At 68.4% G+C, this 18,115-nt stretch carries 20 protein-coding genes; 15 read left to right on the forward strand and 5 right to left on the reverse strand.

Features of this window, described 5'->3' with window-relative positions; translation table 11 throughout:
• Nucleotides 1-102: 102 nt before the first annotated feature.
• The 5 genes from AWB89_RS18450 to AWB89_RS18470 all read left to right on the forward strand — a co-directional run bounded on the left by AWB89_RS18450 (nucleotide 103) and on the right by AWB89_RS18470 (nucleotide 4,970).
• Nucleotides 103-915 (forward strand): methyltransferase domain-containing protein, encoded by an 813-nt coding sequence (locus AWB89_RS18450; RefSeq protein WP_085175598.1) that lies wholly within the window; start codon nucleotides 103-105, stop codon nucleotides 913-915.
• A gap of 73 nt (nucleotides 916-988) precedes the next feature.
• Entirely contained in the window at nucleotides 989-2,566 is a 1,578-nt protein-coding gene (locus AWB89_RS18455) for a methylmalonyl-CoA mutase family protein (RefSeq protein WP_085175600.1), read from the forward strand.
• On the forward strand, nucleotides 2,567-2,992 hold the full coding sequence (locus AWB89_RS18460; RefSeq protein ID WP_085175602.1) for a cobalamin-dependent protein: 426 nt from the start codon (nucleotides 2,567-2,569) through the stop codon (nucleotides 2,990-2,992).
• Nucleotides 2,977-3,933 (forward strand): LLM class F420-dependent oxidoreductase, encoded by a 957-nt coding sequence (locus AWB89_RS18465; RefSeq protein ID WP_085175604.1) that lies wholly within the window; start codon nucleotides 2,977-2,979, stop codon nucleotides 3,931-3,933. The genes AWB89_RS18460 and AWB89_RS18465 overlap by 16 nt, the downstream gene beginning before the upstream one ends.
• The gene (locus AWB89_RS18470) at nucleotides 3,930-4,970 is read left to right on the forward strand and encodes a CaiB/BaiF CoA transferase family protein (RefSeq protein WP_085175606.1); all 1,041 of its coding nucleotides are present in this window, start codon (nucleotides 3,930-3,932) and stop codon (nucleotides 4,968-4,970) included. The genes AWB89_RS18465 and AWB89_RS18470 overlap by 4 nt, the downstream gene beginning before the upstream one ends.
• Nucleotides 4,971-5,035: 65 nt before the next feature.
• On the opposite strand, the gene AWB89_RS18475 is transcribed toward AWB89_RS18470, so the two are convergent.
• Nucleotides 5,036-5,929 (reverse strand): LysR family transcriptional regulator, encoded by an 894-nt coding sequence (locus AWB89_RS18475; protein ID WP_085175608.1) that lies wholly within the window; start codon nucleotides 5,927-5,929, stop codon nucleotides 5,036-5,038.
• A gap of 165 nt (nucleotides 5,930-6,094) precedes the next feature.
• On the opposite strand from AWB89_RS18475, the gene AWB89_RS18480 reads away from it, so the two are divergent.
• Complete coding sequence (locus AWB89_RS18480; RefSeq protein ID WP_085175610.1) at nucleotides 6,095-6,988, forward strand: SDR family oxidoreductase; 894 nt, start codon at nucleotides 6,095-6,097, stop codon at nucleotides 6,986-6,988.
• Complete coding sequence (locus tag AWB89_RS18485; RefSeq protein ID WP_085175611.1) at nucleotides 6,981-7,748, forward strand: LLM class flavin-dependent oxidoreductase; 768 nt, start codon at nucleotides 6,981-6,983, stop codon at nucleotides 7,746-7,748. Before AWB89_RS18480 ends, AWB89_RS18485 begins: the two co-directional genes overlap by 8 nt.
• On the opposite strand, the gene AWB89_RS18490 is transcribed toward AWB89_RS18485, so the two are convergent.
• The gene (locus AWB89_RS18490) at nucleotides 7,745-8,059 is read right to left on the reverse strand and encodes an EthD domain-containing protein (RefSeq protein ID WP_085175613.1); all 315 of its coding nucleotides are present in this window, start codon (nucleotides 8,057-8,059) and stop codon (nucleotides 7,745-7,747) included. The genes AWB89_RS18485 and AWB89_RS18490 overlap by 4 nt on opposite strands.
• Before the next feature lie 22 nt (nucleotides 8,060-8,081).
• The gene (locus AWB89_RS18495; protein WP_085095901.1) at nucleotides 8,082-8,423 is read right to left on the reverse strand and encodes a 2Fe-2S iron-sulfur cluster-binding protein; all 342 of its coding nucleotides are present in this window, start codon (nucleotides 8,421-8,423) and stop codon (nucleotides 8,082-8,084) included.
• 100 nt (nucleotides 8,424-8,523) lie between these two features.
• On the opposite strand from AWB89_RS18495, the gene AWB89_RS18500 reads away from it, so the two are divergent.
• From AWB89_RS18500 to AWB89_RS18515, 4 genes are read left to right on the forward strand one after another with little or no spacing between them, the layout of a single operon-like run.
• On the forward strand, nucleotides 8,524-9,927 hold the full coding sequence (locus AWB89_RS18500) for a class I adenylate-forming enzyme family protein (protein WP_085175615.1): 1,404 nt from the start codon (nucleotides 8,524-8,526) through the stop codon (nucleotides 9,925-9,927).
• Nucleotides 9,905-10,810 (forward strand): acyl-CoA dehydrogenase family protein, encoded by a 906-nt coding sequence (locus AWB89_RS18505; RefSeq protein WP_085175672.1) that lies wholly within the window; start codon nucleotides 9,905-9,907, stop codon nucleotides 10,808-10,810. The genes AWB89_RS18500 and AWB89_RS18505 overlap by 23 nt, the downstream gene beginning before the upstream one ends.
• Nucleotides 10,797-11,885, forward strand: coding sequence for an acyl-CoA dehydrogenase family protein (locus AWB89_RS18510; RefSeq protein ID WP_085175617.1), 1,089 nt, complete (start codon nucleotides 10,797-10,799; stop codon nucleotides 11,883-11,885). Before AWB89_RS18505 ends, AWB89_RS18510 begins: the two co-directional genes overlap by 14 nt.
• The gene (locus AWB89_RS18515; RefSeq protein WP_085175619.1) at nucleotides 11,886-12,653 is read left to right on the forward strand and encodes an enoyl-CoA hydratase/isomerase family protein; all 768 of its coding nucleotides are present in this window, start codon (nucleotides 11,886-11,888) and stop codon (nucleotides 12,651-12,653) included. It abuts the gene before it with no gap.
• Here AWB89_RS18515 and AWB89_RS18520 read toward each other — a convergent pair whose 3' ends face one another.
• Nucleotides 12,654-13,511, reverse strand: a complete 858-nt coding sequence (locus AWB89_RS18520) for a proline iminopeptidase-family hydrolase (protein ID WP_372515192.1) — start codon at nucleotides 13,509-13,511, stop codon at nucleotides 12,654-12,656.
• Nucleotides 13,512-13,704: 193 nt separating this feature from the next.
• Between AWB89_RS18520 and AWB89_RS18525 the strand changes: the two genes are divergently transcribed.
• Genes AWB89_RS18525 through AWB89_RS18540 form a run of 4 tightly spaced genes read left to right on the forward strand, consistent with a single transcriptional unit; the run spans nucleotide 13,705 to nucleotide 17,160 of the window.
• The gene (locus AWB89_RS18525) at nucleotides 13,705-14,844 is read left to right on the forward strand and encodes a thiolase family protein (protein WP_085175623.1); all 1,140 of its coding nucleotides are present in this window, start codon (nucleotides 13,705-13,707) and stop codon (nucleotides 14,842-14,844) included.
• A gap of 7 nt (nucleotides 14,845-14,851) precedes the next feature.
• Complete coding sequence (locus AWB89_RS18530; RefSeq protein WP_085095497.1) at nucleotides 14,852-15,721, forward strand: ArgK/MeaB family GTPase; 870 nt, start codon at nucleotides 14,852-14,854, stop codon at nucleotides 15,719-15,721.
• Between the two features lie 10 nt (nucleotides 15,722-15,731).
• Nucleotides 15,732-16,742: a zinc-dependent alcohol dehydrogenase gene (locus AWB89_RS18535; RefSeq protein ID WP_085175625.1), complete on the forward strand. Its 1,011-nt coding sequence runs from the start codon at nucleotides 15,732-15,734 to the stop codon at nucleotides 16,740-16,742.
• Between the two features lie 43 nt (nucleotides 16,743-16,785).
• On the forward strand, nucleotides 16,786-17,160 hold the full coding sequence (locus tag AWB89_RS18540; RefSeq protein WP_085175627.1) for an SgcJ/EcaC family oxidoreductase: 375 nt from the start codon (nucleotides 16,786-16,788) through the stop codon (nucleotides 17,158-17,160).
• Nucleotides 17,161-17,309: 149 nt separating this feature from the next.
• Here the strand turns inward: AWB89_RS18540 and AWB89_RS18545 are convergent, their stop codons facing one another.
• Complete coding sequence (locus AWB89_RS18545; RefSeq protein ID WP_085175629.1) at nucleotides 17,310-17,693, reverse strand: DUF732 domain-containing protein; 384 nt, start codon at nucleotides 17,691-17,693, stop codon at nucleotides 17,310-17,312.
• Between the last annotated feature and the right edge of the window lie 422 nt (nucleotides 17,694-18,115).

Consider the following 18,115-nt stretch of genomic DNA (forward strand, 5'->3'; position numbering starts at 1 on the left):
GAGATCGACAGATGTCTCCGATGTCGTGGGAAACCGCCCAGGACGTCCCACACTGTGAGACACAGATTTCGTATTATGAGCGGCACCGGTAAGCTTGTGGGCATGGACGACACGCGTCCGGCCAAGTACACGCACGGACATCACGAATCGGTGTTGCGCAGCCACCAACGGCGCACCGCGCAGGACTCCGCGGCCTACCTGCTGCCCCACCTGAAGCCGGGTTCGTCGGTGCTCGACATCGGCTGCGGCCCGGGGACGATCACCGCCGACCTCGCCGAGCGGGTGGCGCCCGGACCGGTGCTGGCCGTCGACCAATCCGCCGACGTGCTCGACGTGGCCCGCGCCGAGGTCGAGCGGCGCGACCTGCCCAACGTCACGTTCGCGACCGCCGACGTGCATCACCTCGAGTTCGCCGACGACACGTTCGACGTGGTCCACGCGCACCAGGTGCTGCAGCACGTCGCCGATCCGGTGCAGGCGCTGCGGGAGATGCGGCGCGTTTGCCGGCCGGGCGGGCTCGTCGCCGCGCGCGACGCCGACTACGCCGGTTTCATCTGGTTTCCGCGGATCCCCGGGCTGGACCTGTGGCTGGACCTCTACGGCAAGGCGCACCGTGCCAACGGCGGCGAACCCGATGCGGGCCGGCGGCTGCTGTCGTGGGCGCTGGCGGCCGGCTTCGAAGACGTCGCGCCGACGGGCAGCGTCTGGTGCTACGCGACGCCCGAAACCCGCGACTGGTGGGGCGGGATGTGGGCTGACCGGATCCTGCACTCCAGCGTCGGTCGCGACCTGCTCGCCTCGGGCCTGGCCACCGCCGACCAGCTCGGAGAAATCTCCGCGGCGTGGCGGTCCTGGGCCGCGGCGCCCGACGGTTGGCTGTCGATTCCACACGGCGAGATCCTCTGCCGTGCGTAAGTGAGAAACGCAACTTCCCAGGTCAGCTACGTGGTATTGGCATTCTCTTTTTTTGCAAGTACGTTATTCATCGATGGATAACGCTGCTCAGACACCGTCGGGCATTCCGCTGCAGCCCGTGTACGGGCCGGCGGAGAGGACCGCGGAACCGCCGCCGCCGGGGGAGTTCCCGTTCACCCGGGGCAACTTCGCGTCCGGCTATCGGGGCAAGTTGTGGACCTTCCGGCAGTACTCCGGGTTCGGCACCGCCGAGGAATCCAATCGCCGCTACCGCTACCTGTTGGACCAGGGCGGGACGGGGCTGTCGGTGGCGCTCGACCTGCCGACCCAGTGCGGGTATGACTCCGACGATCCCGAGTTCGGCGAGGAGGTCGGACGGGTCGGCGTCGCGGTGGACACGCTGGCCGACTTCGAGATCTTGTTCGACGGGATCCCGTTGGACAAGCTCAGCACGAGCATGACGATCAACGGGACGGCCGCGATCCTGCTGGCCTTCTACGTGGCCGCCGCCGAGAAAAAAGGCATACCGCGGGCCAAGCTCACCGGCACCATCCAGAACGACATCCTCAAGGAGTACGCCTCGCGCGGGACCTGGATCTGGCCCCCGGAACCGTCGCTGCGGCTGATCGCCGACACCATCGAGTTCTGCGCGGCCGAGGTCCCCAGATTCAACGCCATCTCGGTGGCCGGGGCGCACTTTCGCGACGCGGGGGCCAACGCGGTGCAAGAGATGGCGTTCACCCTTGCCGACGGCGTCACCTATTGCGACACCGTCGTCGAACGCGGCCGGATGACCATCGACCAGTTCGCGCCGCAGATCTCGTTCTTCTTCTACACCCACGGCGACTTCTTCGAGGAGGTCGCCAAATACCGTGCGGGACGGCGGCGCTGGGCGACGATCGTGCGGGAGCGCTACGGCGCGACGACGGACAAGGCGTCGATGTTCCGGTTCGGCTGTGTGTGTGGCGGCGCCTCGCTGTATGCCCCACAGGCGCAGAACAACCTGGTGCGGGTGGCCTACGAGGCGATGGCGGCCGTGCTGGGCGGCGTCCAGTCGATGTTCACCGCGGCCTGGGACGAACCGTTCGCGCTGCCCACCGAGGAGTCCACGACGCTGGCGCTGCGCACCCAGCAGATCCTCGCCTACGAGACCGGCGTCGCCAGCGTCGCCGACCCGCTCGGCGGTTCCTACTTCGTCGAGGCGCTCACCGACGCCACCGAGGCCCGCATCGTCGAGATCATGGATGACCTGGAGCGCCACGGTGGCATGGTCAGCGCGATCGAGGACGGGTACCTGCAGGGTCTGATCGCCGACGAAGCCTTCCGGGTGCACCAGGACATCGAGGCGGGCACCCGCCCGGTCGTCGGGGTCAACCGCTTCGTCTCCGAAGAGCCCGAGCCCGACGTCGTCACCTACGAGCTCGACGCCGAGGGCCGCGACCTGCAGCTGAAGCGCCTCTCCAAGGTGAAGGCCGAAAGGGATTCGGCCGCAGTGCAATCCACGCTCGCGGAGCTGTCGCGGGCCGCCGAAGGAACCGACAACCTGATGCATAAGTTGATCGATTGCGCCAACGCGTACTGCACTGTCGGCGAGATGGTTTCCGCGCTCAAAGGCGTGTGGGGCGAATTTCAGCAACCGGTGGTGTTCTAGATGGCGGTGCGGATTCTGGTGGCCAAGCCCGGCCTTGACGGGCACGACCGCGGCGCCAAGATCGTCGCGCGCACCCTGCGCGATGCCGGCTTCGAGGTGATCTACACCGGCATCCGGCAGCGCATCGAGGACATCGCATCGATCGCCGTGCAGGAAGACGTGGCGGTGGTGGGCCTGAGCATCCTGTCCGGAGCTCACCTGACGCTCACCGCCCGCACCATCGAGGCGTTGCGCGCGGCCGACGCCGCCGACATCGCCGTCGTCGTCGGCGGCACCATCCCGCACGCCGACGTGCCCAAGCTGTTGTCGGCCGGAGCCGCCGCCGTGTTCCCGACGGGGACACCGCTGGAGGACCTGGTGCGCGAAATCCGCGCATTGACCGGCAATCCCGAGCCTGCCCCGGAGGAATCGTGCGCGTCGGAGTGATGATCGGCGCCGAGCGTGGCGACATGGCCCGCAAGGTGAGCAAGCTGGCCTCAGATATTGAATGGGCCGAGTCCGCGGGTCTGGACACCGCGTGGATGCCGCAGGTGCCCAACGACTTCGACTGCCTGACCATGGTGTCGCTGATGGCCGCGCACAGCTCGCGCATCGAGCTCGGCACCGCGGTGGTGCCGCTGCAGGCCCAGCATCCGATCGCCCTTGCCCGCCAAGCCCTCTCGACGCACGCGGTGGCCGGCGGACGACTCGCGCTCGGTGTCGGGCCGTCGCATCATTGGATCATCCGTGACATGCTCGGGCTGCCCTATGCGAAGCCGGCCGCCTACACCCGCGACTACCTGCAGGTGCTGGGCGCCGCCATCGCCGGGCCGGGACCCGTTGACGTCGAGAATGATTCGTTCACGGTGCACAATCCGCTGGCGATCGGGGCCGACAGCCCGATGCCGGTGCTGGTCGCCGCGCTGGGGCCGGTGATGTTGCAGCTTGCCGGTGAACTCGCCGACGGCACCGTGTTGTGGATGGCCGACGAGCGTGCGATCGCTGACCACATCGCGCCCAAGATCACCAAGGCCGCCGCGGACGCCGGTCGCCCCGCGCCCCGGATCGTGGCCGGCATCCCGGTATGCCTGTGTGCGCCCGCGCAAGTCGACGAGGCCAAGGAGCGGGCCAACCGCATCCTGGGTGAGGCCGAGGTGTCACCCAACTACCAGCGGCTGCTGGAACGCGGCGACGCTCGCGATGTCGGCGATCTGTGTGCGGCCGGCGACGAGGAGGCCATCTTGGCCAGAATGCGCGGCTTCGCCGACGCAGGCGTGACCGACCTGTCGGTGCGGCTGCTGCCCATCGGCGACAATCGGGACGAGTTGGTCGCTTCCAAACGCCGCACCCGCGAGATGATCGCCTCACTCGCGGCGGAATTGCGTTGACGCCGAGCGACACCGGGCCGCTCGCGGGGATACGCATCCTCGAGGTCGGCACCATGCTGGCGGGTCCCTACGCGACCATGCTGCTCGCCGATCTCGGCGCCGAGGTCACCAAGATCGAACCCGCCGGCGGCGAGATCTCGCGCAGCGTCGGCGCCTCCTACTTCGCCAGCCTCAACCGCAACAAGTCCAGCATCACCTTGGACCTGAACTCCGATGCGGGACAGCAACGTTTGGGCGAGCTGGTCGCCGAATCCCACGCGCTGCTGGTCAACCTGAAGCCGTCCGCCATCCGCCGGCTGGGTCTGACCTACGACGCGCTGCGACGGCACAACGAGCGGATCGTCTGCGTGGCCATCACCGGCTTCGGTCTGTACGGCGGCGACGATCCGGCGTTCGACTACGTGGTGCAGGCCGGCGTCGGCACCGCCGCCCTGACCGGCGACCCGGACGGCCCGCCGACGCTGCCCGGCTATTCCTCGGCCGACAACTCCACCGGAATGTGCGCGGCGCTAGGCCTTTTGGCGAAGGTCATCTCGGGCACCGGCGGCCAGGTGGACGTGTCGCTGCGCGATGTGATGCTGTCGCAGCTCAACTACCACGCATCCGCCTACCTCAACAACGGCGTCGAACCGCAGCGCCGGCCCAACGGGGCGCATTCGTATTACGTTCCCGCGCAGCTCTTCCCGACCGCCGAGGGGTACTTGGCGCTGTTCATCACGCATGACGGGTTCTGGAAATCGTTTGCCACCGAGGCGGGTATCGGCGGCTTCGACACCATGGCCGAGCGGGTTGCCCGGCGCGACGAGGTGCTGGCGGTCGTCACGGCGATGCTGGCGACCGACACCGCCGCCGGCTGGGAACGGCGACTGCGTCCCCTCGGCGTTCCGGCCGCCGCCGTCAGGACGCTGCCCGAGGCGCTCAAAGCCACCCCGGAAGTGGTGGTGACGGCGGGCGAATTTCGCCTGGTGGGAAGCCCGATCCAGGTTTCCGGCTACCAGCCGGAGTACCGGCCGCCGCCGGAACTCGGCGAGGGCTGAATCCGCCCAACGTCGAGTTGTGGCGGGAAAATCGCCAATTCTGCGCAACAAGTCGACGTTCGGCGTCAAGGCTTCAGGTGCGCTTCGGCGAGCTTGCGGAATGCGGCCAGGAGGCGGCCACGGTCGCCGGCGCGAGTTGCCAGCACGACGTGGCTGGGCTCGACCCCTTCCAGCGGGATCGTGGTGATATCGGGTCGCAGGCTGTTGCCGTGAAGGCCCGCCATGATCGCCACCGCTTGCCCGGAGGCGATCAGTTCGAACTTGTCCTCGAGCGCGTCGATGAACGGACCATCGGGCGCGCGGCGCCCGTCGGGGCGAGGGTCGACGCGCCAGAATGCGCTCCAGGCCGGATCGGAGTGCCGCACCCGCGGCATCGGCTCGTCGGCGATGTCGTCGAGGGTGACCGACTCCCGGCCCGCCAGGCGATGATCGACCGGCACGGCCAGCACCCGCGGCTCGTCGTACAGCACCGTCACGTGCAGCTGGTCGGTGGGGAACGGCAACCGGGTGACCACCGCGTCCACCCGATGGTCGAGCAGCGCATCACGCGCCTTATCCCAATCCAGGTGTGTCACTTGCACATCCGCGTCGGGGTGCTCGCGGCGCAGCTCCCGCACCGCCGGCGTGACGATCATGCCCGTCGTATAGCCGATCACCAGACGGCTCGGCTGGGCGGCGGCCCGGGCCTCCGCCGTCGCCTGGGCGGCCGCGCGCAGCAGCGCCTTGGCCCGGGGCAGGAACACCTCGCCCGCCTCGGTGAGCCGGGTGCCCTGCGGCGTGCGGTCCAGCAGCCGAGCGCCCAGTTGCTGTTCCAGCCGGCGAATCTGCCGGCTCAGCGACGGTTGCGCGACGCGCAGCGCGGCGCCCGCCCGGCCGAAGTGCCGGTGCTCGGCCACGACGACGAAGTAGCCCACCAGCCGGAGGTCGAGATCCACGACCGTCGGTTCCGAGCCACTCATGCGCCAAGTGTAGCCGTGGCGTTCGGGGCGATGTTCGCCAACAGCCGTCCCAAGCTGCCGTGATACCTGAATTGCATCGCGTCATATGAATCAGGACTTGGACATCCCGCGCAGGCTCGTCCTTGACTTGATGGCACGGACATCAGGGGACAGAAGGGAACTTCCATGCACGTCTTCGTCACCGGCGCCACCGGGCACATCGGCTCCGCGGTCGTCGCCGAACTCCTCGACGCAGGCCACCAAGTCACCGGCCTGGCGCGCTCGGACCAGGGAGTGGCCGCGTTGACGGCGGCCGGCGCCGTGGCGCACCGGGGCGATCTCGATGACCTCGACGGCCTGCGAGACGCCGCCGCCGCGGCCGACGGCGTCATCCACCTCGCGTTCAAGCACGCCTGGGACGACTTCGCGGGCGCGGCGCAGGCCGATCTGCGCGCCGTCGAGGCCATGGGTGAGGCGCTCGTCGGCACCGACAAGCCCTTCGTGGGCACCTCGGGAACCCTGTTGCTCGCCTTTGCCGCACCGGGCCGTGTCGCGACGGAAAACGACACGTTGCCCAGCGGACCGCGAATCGACTCGGAGAACGCGGTGATCGGCCTGGCCGAGCGCGGGGTGCGGTCTTCCGTCATTCGGCTCGCGCCGTTGGTGCACAGCGAGCTAGATCACCACGGCTTCGCGCACCACCTCATCAGCACCGCGCGCGACACGGGCGTGTCGGCCTACATCGGCGACGGAGCCAACCGCTGGCCCGGCCTGCACACCCTGGATGCCGCGCACCTGTACCGGCTGGCCCTCGAAAAGGCCCCCGCCGGAACGCGTTTGCATGGGGTTGCCGACGAAGGGGTGCCGTTCCGCGACATCGCTGACGTCGTCGCCCGCCACCTGAACGTTCCGGCGGTGAGCATCCCGGCCGAAGAGGCCGGACATTTCGGCTTTCTCGCTTTGTTCGCATCGCTGGACAACCCGACGTCGAGCGCGCTCACGCAGGAGGTGCTGGACTGGAAACCCGAAAGGCCAGGCCTTCTCGAGGATCTCGACGAAGGTCACTACTTCAATGAGTGAGAGGGACAACGGTGTCGATGCCGCGCGGCGGGCGTTGGGATCGGTGGGCGTATGCCTGCCGGTCTCGTTCACCAGCAATCCGCCCGCCGATTCGCTGCGCGACGCCGTCGGCCGGCTGGAACGTGCCGGATACCGCGCCGCCTGGACCAACGAAGTGATCGGCAAGGACGCCATGGTGCAACTGGCGGTGCTGCTGTCCGCCACCGAGCGGATGGTGTTCGGCACCTGCATCGCAAACATCTGGGCCCGCCCCGCTCAGACGATGCACGCCGCGGCCGCTCAACTGGCGCAGGCCTACCCGGGCCGATTTGTGCTCGGACTCGGGGTGGGCTACCCGGAGCAGGCGGCCGGCGTCGGCCGGGAATTCGGCAGCCCGCTGGCCACAATGCGCGACTACGTGAACCGGATGGACAGCCCCACGTCGCCGCCCGCGCCCGACGCACCCTACCCGCGGATCATCGCCGCCAACGGCCCGAAAATGCTTGCGCTGGCAGGTGACATCGCCGACGGCGCGCTGCCGGCGATGCTGGCCCCGGAGTTCACCGGGCGGGCGCGGGAGTCGCTAGGTCCGGACAAGCTGTTGGTTGTCGGCGTGTCCGTCGCCGACGGGATCGAGCCGGCGGGCATCGCCGCGGCGGCGCGCGACCACCTGGCCGCCGGCGCCGATCATGTCACACTCCTGCTGCCGATCGGCGTTGAGTTCGCTTCTGGCATAAGCGAACTCGAACGCCTCGCCCCAGCGCTGGCCGAACTGGGCTAGCCGCCACACTCGATGGTCGTTTCGAGCAGCCGCGGGACGGGCGCCGGGTTCAGCTGCAGGGCATCGGACATGTGCAGCTGGCCGGCGTTGGCGATCATGTTGTCCAGGATTGCCTGCAGGTCGTCGCCCTCGAGTTCGTAGATCGCGACGTACGGCCCGTTCCCGTCGACCGGGCGCAGCCGGCGCGCCGCGACGATGCCGTCGAGTTCCAGCAGTTGCGGTATGTGGACTTCGTCGTACCAGGTGTTGTACTCGTCCTCGCGATCGGGCGAACTGGGCACGCTCTCCACGAGCATGATTCCCTTGGCCATCGTCGCCGCCTCTCTGTGACCACTACTCGTAGCGCACCGTGACCGAGTCGCTGTCGGGCACGCCCTGGCACGTCAAAATGTAGCCCTCGGCCACTTCGTCGTCATCGAGAGCGTCGTTGACCCGCATGGTCGCGTGGCCTTCCTCGAGTAGGGCCATGCACGTGCCGCAGTTGCCGGCCTCGCAGCTGAAGGGCGGCTCGAGGCCGGCCCGCCGGGCGCTCTCCAGCAGCGTCTCGCCGGGGACCCGCGGCACCGTCACCTTCTTGCGGTCGAGGTGGATCGTCACCGTACCGACCTCGCCGCCGTTCTTGGATGCGGGATCTGTCACCCGTGGAGTCTCCTCGATGATCGTGGTGACCGTCACCATGACCGCCCCCTCCCGTACTTGCATTCTTCAGTATAGAGAATACTATTCTCACAGAGCGATAGGGTCTTCTCAAGACGGCTGTTGGAAGGGACGAGACGTGAGCGAGTCGCCGGCGCTCGTGTTCGAGGAACGGCGATTCGGCCTGCCTCAGCTCGACGCGTTGGCCGCCGGCCTGGCCGCGGCGCTGACCAAACGCGGCGTCATCGCCGGTCAGCGGGTTGCGGTCATGGCGTCGAACCGTCCCGAGTTCGTCGCCGTCCTGCTGGCGATCTGGCGGCTCGGCGCCACGGCCGTCCTCATCAGCCCCGCATGGAAGCGCGACGAGGTCGACCACGCGCTGGGGCTCACCGAGCCGGTGCACGCCGTCGGTGACCATCCGGTACTGGCCGGCCTGATGCCGATGCTGCACCTCGACGAACCGATCCCGCCCGGGGAGCCGGTGGCCGGGCCGCTGCCGCCTCGGGCCGACGCAGTGCTGGTGTTCAGCTCCGGCACCACCGGGCTGCCGAAGGCGGTGCGGCACACCCACGCCGCATTGGACGAGGCCGTCGGGCACTGGCGCGCGGCCCTGCAGCTGACCCGGCGGGACCGCATTCAAGTCGCCACGCCGCCGTCACACATTCTCGGGCTGCTCAACATCCTCACCGCCCTGCGAACCGGCGCCTGGATGCGGCTGCACCCGCGATTCGACGTCGACCGGATGCTGCGGCACATCGAAAGTGACCGCATCACAGTCGAAATGGCGGTCGCCCCGATCGCGCTCGCCATTGCGTCGCATCCCGACCTCGAGTCCTACGACCTGTCTTCACTGCGCTTCATCATGTGGGGGGCGACGCCCGTCAGTCCGAGCGTCGCCGAGACCGTGACCCGCCGCACCGGCGTCGGTTGGGTCCCCGCCTACGGCACCACGGAGTTGCCAGTCATCGCGTGTAATCCCTTGCGGGAAGCCCGGCTTGACTCGGTCGGGCACCCCGTGCCGGGGGTGGACGTCCGGGTGGTCTCGCTGGAGACCGGCCGTCCCGTCGGGGCGGGAGAGGTGGGTGAGATCCAGGCCCGGTCGATGTCGCTGATGGCCGGCTACCTGCCGGCCGAGGCGACCGCCGAGGCCATGTGCGACGGCTGGTATCGCACCGGCGACGTCGGCTGGCTGGACGACGACGGCTGGCTGCGGATCACCGACCGCCTCAAAGAGATGATCAAGGTGCGCGGCTTCCAGGTGGCACCGGCCGAGATCGAGACGGTGCTGCACGGCCATCCGGCCGTGAAGGACTGCGCGGTGTTCGGCGTCCCCGACGGGATCAACGGCGAGGCGATCGTCGCGGCGGTGGCGGCGCGCGGGCACGTCGATCCGGGCGAGCTCACGGCCCGGGTGGGCGAGAGGCTAGCTTCGTACAAACGCCTGAGCCGGGTCGTGTTCGTCGACGATATCCCGCGCCTGCCCTCGGGCAAGGTGCTGCGCCGCGTATTGAAGGAGACTTATGGATGTACGTCTGACGTCTGAACAACGGCAGCTTCGCGACGCCGCGGCCAAGCTGGCCGACGACCTTGGGCTCGCTGCCGTGCAGGACCTCGAGGACGAGGCCCGAATCGCGCGGCTGGACAAGCAGATTGAGGCGACCGGGTGGAGGTCGCTGCGCTCCGACGGCGCCTCCGGCGTCGAGGTGGCCATCGTCGCGGAGGAATTCGGGCGCCGGCTCGTGGACGCGCCGTTCCTGGGCCCGGTGTTGGCCGACGACTTGGCCCGGCACCTCGGCGCCGACAGCGCGGGTGCGACCGTCGCGGTCGACAACCGGGTGATCGACGCTCGCGGCGCCCGGCGTGCCCTGTTGCTTTCCGGCGACAGCGTTCTGGCGGCCGACCTGAACGGGACCCGAACCGACGCCGACCTGACGCGCATCGAGGCTGACCTGGCGGGATCGCCCGCGGCCGTCGGCGAAGTGACGCCCGACGCCGCGGCGCGCTGGCAGTCCCTCGCGCTGGTCGCCACGTCGGCGGACCTGGTCGGCATCGCCCGGGGCGCCCACGCCGTCGCCTGTGATTACGCGAAGATCCGCGAGCAGTACGGCAAGACGATCGGGTCGTATCAGGCCGTCGCGCACCTGCTCGCCGAAAGCCTTGCGCTGATTGAGGGCTCGGTCAGCGTGCTGCGCCACGCGGCGTGGGGTGTCGACGAGCTCGCGCCGCCCGAAGCGATCAGGGCCGCTCAGGTCGCGAAGGTGTATTGCGCCCGGGCCACCCGCACGGTGTGCGAGACCGCCGTGCAGGTCCACGGCGGCATCGGCAACACCTGGGAGTGCTTGATCCACGTCTACCTGCGCCGCGCGCTGACATCGACCGAACTCTGGCCCGTGACGCTGAAGGAGATCGACTTTGGACTTTCGTGATTCGCCGGACGAGGCCGCCTTCCGCGAGCGGCTGCGTGCTTGGCTTGCGTTGCACGCCAAGCAATATTCCGGTTCCGGGGACGAGTACTGGGAGCGCATGGCCGACTGGCATCGGGCCCTCTACGACAACGGCTTCTTCGGCCTGTCATGGCCGCGCGACTACGGCGGCCAGGAGCTGGCGCCGGTGTACGACGTCATCGTGGACGAGGAGCTGGTCCGCGCCGGCGCCCCGCCACGCCCGAGCGTGGGCTACCTGGTGTACGGCATCGGTCGGCACGGCAGTGACGAGCTGCGCAAACGCTTCCTGCCCGGCATCATCAACGGCACCGAGCGGTGGTGCCAGGGCTTCAGCGAACCCGGCGCCGGCTCCGATTTGGCATCGCTGACCACCACCGCCACGCTCGAGGGTGACACCTATGTGGTGCACGGACACAAGATTTGGACGAGTTACTCCGATGTCGCCGACTGGTGTCTGCTATTGGCGCGCACCGATCCCGAGGCCAAGCGCCACCGCGGCCTGTCGGCGTTCGTGCTCAACATGAAACAGCCTGGCGTGCAACAGCGGCCACTGCGCATGATGAACGGGGTCACCAACGAGTTCGGTCAGGTGTTCTTCGATGGTGCCACGGTGCCCGCGGAGCGAATGGTCGGTGCGCCCGGTGAAGGGTGGGCGGTCGCCATGACCGTCGTCGGGCACGAGCGCGAACCCTCCACGCTCGGCTACGCGGCCCGATACGGCAAGCTGGTCCGAAACCTGTTCGAACGCAACGAGGGTGCGGTGTCCGACGAGCTCGCCTGGGCGGCGGTCGAGTCGGAGATGCTGACACATCATGTCCGGCGCCGGCTGTCCGAGCAGCTGGACGGGGTCTCGCACGGCCCGGAAGGCTCGCTCGACAAGCTGCTGATGACCTGGGTCGAGCAGTCCGTCGGGCACGCCGCGCTGGCGGTGGCCGGGACCCGCGACCCTGACCTGCTCAGCGCCTACTTGTACAGTCGCGCGCAGAGCGTGATGGGCGGGACCTCGCAGATACAGAAGAACATCATCGCCTCGCGAATCCTGGGATTGGGAGTCTGAATGTACGACATGCCAGCCGAAATCGACGTCCGTGCCGACGGGGCGCTTCGGATCATCACGCTGAACCGGCCGGACGACCTGAACGCGGTCAACGACAACCTTCATGTGGGGCTCGCGCGGCTGTGGCAGCGTTTGACCGACGACCCCACGGCCCGCGCCGCGGTGATCACCGGCGCGGGCAAGGCCTTTTCGGCCGGCGGCGATTTCGCCTACCTCAAGGAGCTGTCGGCCGACGCGGACCTGCGCGCCAAGACCATCCGGGACGGGCGCGAGATTGTGCTCGGCATGGCGCGCTGCCGAATTCCCGTGGTGGCGGCGGTCAATGGGCCGGCCGTCGGGCTCGGCTGCAGCCTGGTCGCGCTGAGCGACATCGTCTACATCGCCGAGGACGCCTTCCTGGCCGACCCGCACGTGCAGGTGGGGCTGGTGGCCGCCGACGGCGGACCGCTGACCTGGCCACTGCACATCAGCCTGCTGCTGGCCAAGGAGTACGCGCTGACCGGGACGCGAATCAAAGCGCGGCGCGCCGTCGAACTCGGGCTTGCCAACCACGTGGCGGCGGACCCCGTTGCCGAGGCGATCGCCTGCGCCAAAAAGATTCTCGAGTTGCCCCAGCAAGCCGTCGAGAGCACCAAGAGGGTGCTCAACATCCATCTGGAGCGCGCGGTTCTGGCCAGCCTGGACTATGCGCTTTCGGCGGAGCACCAGTCGTTCACGACCGAGGACTTCCGGACGATCGTCACCAAACTGAACGAGGGCAAGAACTGATCAGTCGTGCGCCCGCAGAAAGTCACGCATCACCGAATCGAACTTGTCCGGCTCCTCGATGAAGGGCATGTGAGCGCTCGACTCGAACAGCTCGAACCGTGAACCGGGAATCCGCTGGTGCATTTCCCATGCGTGCTCCGGCACGCACTCGTCGTACCGCCCCGCGAGAACCATTGTCGGCAAGGTGATCTCGCCTAGCCGGCCGAACACATCCCAGTCGCGGATGGTCCCGACGATATGAAAGTCGCTCGGGCCGAACATCGTCTCGAAGACATCGGTTCCCATGTTCCTGAACGCTTCCTCGAGTTCCCTGGGCCAGGGACGCACGCGGCACAGATAGGTTTCGTTCCAGGTGCGGATGGCGGCCTGGTATTCGGCCGAATAGGTCGTGCCGGCCGCTTCGTGGCGGTCGATGGCCGACTGAGTCGCCGGGTCCAGCTCGGATTTCAACCGCGCCACCATGTTCGAGAATTCGGGTATCGACGCGATGCTGTTGGAGATGGTCAGGCTGGCGGCATCGGATGCCACGTCAAGCACGTACTGCTGCGCCAGCATTCCGCCCCAGGAGTTGCCGAAGACATGGAAGCGGTCCAGGCCCAGCGCGTGCACCACCGCGTCCATTTCGGCCACCGAGCGTCCCATCGTCCAAAGCTGGGTGTTGGACGGCCGTCTGGACCGTCCGCACCCGAGCTGGTCCCAGAAAACGACCTCGCGCTCGTCGGCCAGCCGTTCGAGCGAACGCAGGTAGTCGTGCGGTAGGCCCGGTCCGCCGTGCACCACGAGGAGCGGAAGGCCCGCGCCCTCACCCACCCGCTCGAACCACACGCTGCCGCCCGGGACCGCCGTAGTCCCTTCCATTGCCGACATGCCTCCTCATCGATTGGCGAGCAGACGCAGGATCGCACGATTCGGCGCCACGGTGTGCGATTCTGCGTCTGCTGGCGCGCCCGCCCCTCCTTGCAACTCTCGCTCTCGAAATGAGAGAATAGGATTCTCATGACCGCGCGCCCGGCCACGCCGCCGCGTCGCGCCCGCCGAAGGGGAGAAGCCCGTGCCCGAAGCCGTCATCGTGTCCGCCCTGCGCACGCCGATTGGCACCGCCCGCAAGGGCACGCTGCGCGACACCAGCGCATTCGACCTCGCGCACCACGTGGTCAGCGAGGCGGTCAAGGATCTGGACCCGGCGCAGGTCGACGACGTGATCTTCGGCGAGGGCCTCTACGGGGGCGGCGTCGTCGCCCGCCACGCGGCGATCACGGCGGGGCTGCCCCAGGTGCCGGGTCTGGCCAATAACCGGCACTGCGCGGCCGGTCAGGCGGCGGTGCAGAGCGCGGCGGCCAGCGTGCGCGCGGGGATGGATCAGCTGATCATCGCCGGTGGGGTGAACTCGGCCTCGACGTCGCCGCGATCGCGCATGCAGGTGGACGGCGACTGGGTGGACTGGTTCCCGCCGACGCACCCGGACCGCCCCGACGCCCCGAACATGGACATGTCGATCACCGTGGGCTGGAACGCCGCGGTCAAGGCGGGCGTGAGCCGCGAGGAGATGGACGCCTGGGCGCTGCGGTCGCACCGCAACGCGATCGCCGCCATCGACGAGGGCCGCTTCAAGGAGGAGATCGTTCCCATCGAGACGCCGCACGGGCTGTTCTCGGTCGACGAGCATCCGCGGCGCGACACCACCATGGAAAAGCTCGCCGCGCTCAAGCCGCTGCATCCCGAGATCGAGGGCTTCTCCATCACCGCCGGCAACGCCTGCGGCGCCAACGACGGTGCGGCGGCGCTGATCATCGCGAGCGACGCGCTCGGCCTGCCCGCGCTGGCCACCGTGCGGTCCTGGGCGTCGGTCGGCGTCGACCCCGCCATCACCGGCCTGGCGCCGGTGGACGCCATACCGAAAGCGCTTGCCCGAGCGGGTCTTTCAGTGTCGGCCGTGGACCTGTTCGAGATCAACGAGGCCTTCGCGGCCATGTGCGTGGCCACCATCAAGCTGCTCGACCTGGACCCCGACAAGGTCAACGTCAGCGGCAGCGGCTGCTCGCTGGGGCACCCCGTCGCGGCGACCGGGGCCCGGATGCTGGTCACCCTGGCGCACGAGTTGCGCCGTCGCGGCGGCGGAATAGGCGTCGCGGCCATGTGCGCCGGCGGCGGAATGGGTTCGGCGACCGTCATCGAGGTCGCTGCGCCATAATGCGCACATGACGATCCCCGACCTGATCGCGGGCGCGCGCAACGGATCTCCGCGCGCGGCGGGTCGGTTGCTCAGCCTGGTCGAGGGCGAACGCCGCGACGAGGTGCTGGCGGTTCTCGAACCGTCGACGGTCCGCGTTATCGGCATCACCGGACCTCCCGGAGCCGGTAAGTCGACGACGATCGGGGCCCTGGTCGGCGCCTACCGCGCACGCGGCAGCCGGGTTGCAGTGCTAGCGGTGGACCCGTCGTCGCCCTTCAGCGGCGGCGCGCTGCTGGGTGACCGGATCCGAATGACCGCCCACATCAACGACTCCGACGTCCTGATCCGCTCGGTGGCCACTCGCGGTCACGTGGGGGGTCTGGCCGCCGCCGTTCCGGCGGCCATCCGGCTGCTGGGCGCGATCGGATACGACGTGGTGCTGCTGGAGACAGTCGGGGTGGGGCAGTCGGAGATCGAGATCGCCGCCGTCGCCGACCCGACCATCGTCGTCCTCAACCCGGGGGCGGGAGACGCGGTGCAGGCCGCCAAGGCCGGCGTGCTGGAGGTCGCCGACATCGTGGCGGTCAACAAGGCCGACCGTGAGGGCGCCGAACAGACGGTGCGCGATCTGCGCGCCGAAACCAGCGCCCCGATCGTGAGCCTCGTCGCCGCCCGGGGGGACGGTGTCGCGGATCTGGTGGCCGCCATCGACGATCACCACCGCACCGACAGCCGGGAGCGCCGGGTGGCGCGGGCGCGCGCGCAGATGCTGTCGCTGGCTCAAACGCTGCTGCGTACCCGGCCGGATCTTGACCGGCTCGCCGAGGCGGTGGTCGACGGCGACGCCGACGCCTATACCGCCGCCGAAAAGCTGTTGTCGCCGAGGGCAGAATGACAGCGCACCAATGAAAGTCGCGATGGTGACCGGTCCCGGGCAGACGCAGGTCGTCGAGGCGCCCGAACCCCGCGTGGGCCCCAACGACGTCTTGGTGAAGATGCGGGCCTGCGGGATCTGCGGGTCGGATGCGTTGTACGTCGCGTTGGGCGGACTACCGCCGCGGCAGGGGCACATGCCGCTCGGGCATGAACCGGCCGGCGAAGTCGTGGCGGTCGGCGACGACGTGGCGGGCATCGCCATCGGCGACCACGTGGTCATCAACCCGATGGTCGCCCCCAGCGGGATCATCGGCAACGGCGGTGCGAGCGGCGCGCTGGCGGATTATCTGCTGATCGAGCGGGCCGTTCGCGGCGAAAGCCTCGAAGTGGTGCCCGACCACATACCGTTCGAGGTGGCCGCGCTGAACGAGCCGATGGCCGTGGCGCGGCACGGGGTGAACCAGGCGGCGCCGAAGCCCTCCGACAAGGCCGTCGTGTTCGGCGCCGGCCCGATCGGGCTCGGCGCGACGATCGGGTTCAAATCGGTTGGGGTACAGCATGTCACCGTCGTCGACCTGATCCCGTCCCGGCTGGAGAAGGCCCTCAAGGTAGGGGCCGACGCGGTCATCAATTCCGCCGACGAGGACGTCGCGCGACGCCTGGTCGAACTCCACGGCGCCGGCGAGTCGATGTTTCCGGGCAAGGCGGGCACCGACATCTACCTGGACGCCGCGGGCGCGCCGGCCGTGATCACCGCGGCCCTGGCGGCGGCCAAACCGGGAGCACGGCTCGTGGTGGTCGCCGTACACAAGGAACCGGTGCCCGTCGATTTTCTCAACGTGATGAGCAACGAGGTCACCATCGTCGGGTCGATGGGCTACCCGACGGAGATCTTCGACGTCACCAAGGACATCATCGCCAACTGGGAGAAGTACGCCGTCATCGTGAGCCACACCGTCCCGTTCGACAACGTGGCGGAAGCGCTGCGGATGGCCGCCACACCCGGTGCCGCCGACAAGGTCGTCGTCACCTTCGACTGAATGCGGCCTTGATTTACCGCTTATCGGTGTGTTGCATGAAAATATGACACGCTCGGCCGCTGATCTGGTAACCGAATTCTGCGCCCGTTGGGCGTCGCCTGACCCCGACGAGCTGGCCGGGTACTTCACCGAAGACGCTGTGTACCACAACATCCCGATGCAGCCGTTGCACGGCCGAGACGCGATAAGAGACTTCATCGCGGGGTTCCTCGCGGCATTCGACGGCATCGACTTCAACGTGCACCGGCAGATCAGCGACGGCACCCTGGTGATGAACGAGCGCACCGACGTGATGCGCCGTAAGGACGGCCAAACCGTCCCCCTGCCGGTGATGGGCGTCTTCGAGGTGCGCGACGACCGCATCGTCGCGTGGCGTGACTACTTCGATATGGAAGCCATCACCAGCGCGTTCAGCTAGCCGAGGCCGTTGTCATCTGTAACGCCCTTCTGTGACTTCAGTTTCAGTAGCCACATCGCGGCGAGTACGCATGAGTGGGACTGCGGCCGCCCAGCGCGACGGGCGCATCGGTGATGGGCAGGTGCGGCGTCTTTCCCGCCCCTTGCCGCCTAGACGACCGGGACGGTCGACGCGTTCGGCGTGTCCGTCGGAGGTGCATCGACGAGGGCTTTGTACTGCGGGCAGTAGGCCGCGATGGCCGCCCCAGTTAAGTAAGCGCTGTCGGCGTTCGACCAGTTGTTGTTGGTCGCCACGCCGGAAACAACATCGCTGATCGATTCCCAGGGGTGGGAGTCCAGTCGGCCGCAGACGTCGACCATGGCCACACGCATCGCGTCCACGGGGTCCCCGTACTGAACGCCGTGGTTATCGAGGTCTTGGAGAAAGGCATCGTCAACGGCGTCCGCGCGCACCGGCCCCGCGAAACCGATCCCAGCGACCGCAGATTCACCGGCGAAGATCGCTGCCGCGATGAGAGCAGCACGGACGAACATCCGCCCAAGGCTCCTTCTGTTGCTGATGTTGCTAGACCGATGGCAGCCTATGCGCTTGCGAGTTGAGCGGCAGCTGGATTTGGGAAATTCCCCCTACCGCGCAACTATGCGGCGGTCGTCGTTTTGAGCTCCGAGCGATTCCCGCCCGACAACGAAGACCACACTTAGTGGCGAGATCGCAGCCTATTTCAGGTTCGACCGACTCCCCGGTCGCTGCCGCGTGACCGGCCCGGTAGCCGAAAACCATTGCCGGGCCGATCGTTCCCCAGGCGACGATGGCAGCCATCACCGGCCAGCCCGGCTGACCGCTAGGACGCTGCCTGCTCGCCTTCGCCTTCGTCTTCGTCGTCGTCGTTGTTGTCGGGGTGGAGGAGTTTTTCGGGGTGGTGGTAGGTGTTGGTGCGGGGTTGGCCGCGGTCGAC

Origin of the sequence: Mycobacterium paraense, assembly GCF_002101815.1 — a bacterium.
GTDB classification, from domain to species: Bacteria; Actinomycetota; Actinomycetes; order Mycobacteriales; family Mycobacteriaceae; genus Mycobacterium; species Mycobacterium paraense.

What these genes read in the sequence shown, in the direction of transcription:
- AWB89_RS18450 (WP_085175598.1), top strand. Translation starts at nt 103, where the DNA reads ATGGACGACACGCGTCCGGCCAAGTACACGCACGGACATCACGAATCG.
- AWB89_RS18455 (WP_085175600.1), top strand. Translation starts at nt 989, where the DNA reads ATGGATAACGCTGCTCAGACACCGTCGGGCATTCCGCTGCAGCCCGTG.
- AWB89_RS18460 (WP_085175602.1), top strand. Translation starts at nt 2,567, where the DNA reads ATGGCGGTGCGGATTCTGGTGGCCAAGCCCGGCCTTGACGGGCACGAC.
- AWB89_RS18475 (WP_085175608.1), bottom strand. Translation starts at nt 5,929, where the DNA reads ATGAGTGGCTCGGAACCGACGGTCGTGGATCTCGACCTCCGGCTGGTG.
- AWB89_RS18480 (WP_085175610.1), top strand. Translation starts at nt 6,095, where the DNA reads ATGCACGTCTTCGTCACCGGCGCCACCGGGCACATCGGCTCCGCGGTC.
- AWB89_RS18485 (WP_085175611.1), top strand. Translation starts at nt 6,981, where the DNA reads ATGAGTGAGAGGGACAACGGTGTCGATGCCGCGCGGCGGGCGTTGGGA.
- AWB89_RS18490 (WP_085175613.1), bottom strand. Translation starts at nt 8,059, where the DNA reads ATGGCCAAGGGAATCATGCTCGTGGAGAGCGTGCCCAGTTCGCCCGAT.
- AWB89_RS18505 (WP_085175672.1), top strand. Translation starts at nt 9,905, where the DNA reads ATGGATGTACGTCTGACGTCTGAACAACGGCAGCTTCGCGACGCCGCG.
- AWB89_RS18515 (WP_085175619.1), top strand. Translation starts at nt 11,886, where the DNA reads ATGTACGACATGCCAGCCGAAATCGACGTCCGTGCCGACGGGGCGCTT.
- AWB89_RS18520 (WP_372515192.1), bottom strand. Translation starts at nt 13,511, where the DNA reads ATGGAAGGGACTACGGCGGTCCCGGGCGGCAGCGTGTGGTTCGAGCGG.
- AWB89_RS18530 (WP_085095497.1), top strand. Translation starts at nt 14,852, where the DNA reads ATGACGATCCCCGACCTGATCGCGGGCGCGCGCAACGGATCTCCGCGC.
- AWB89_RS18535 (WP_085175625.1), top strand. Translation starts at nt 15,732, where the DNA reads ATGAAAGTCGCGATGGTGACCGGTCCCGGGCAGACGCAGGTCGTCGAG.
- AWB89_RS18540 (WP_085175627.1), top strand. Translation starts at nt 16,786, where the DNA reads ATGACACGCTCGGCCGCTGATCTGGTAACCGAATTCTGCGCCCGTTGG.
- AWB89_RS18545 (WP_085175629.1), bottom strand. Translation starts at nt 17,693, where the DNA reads ATGTTCGTCCGTGCTGCTCTCATCGCGGCAGCGATCTTCGCCGGTGAA.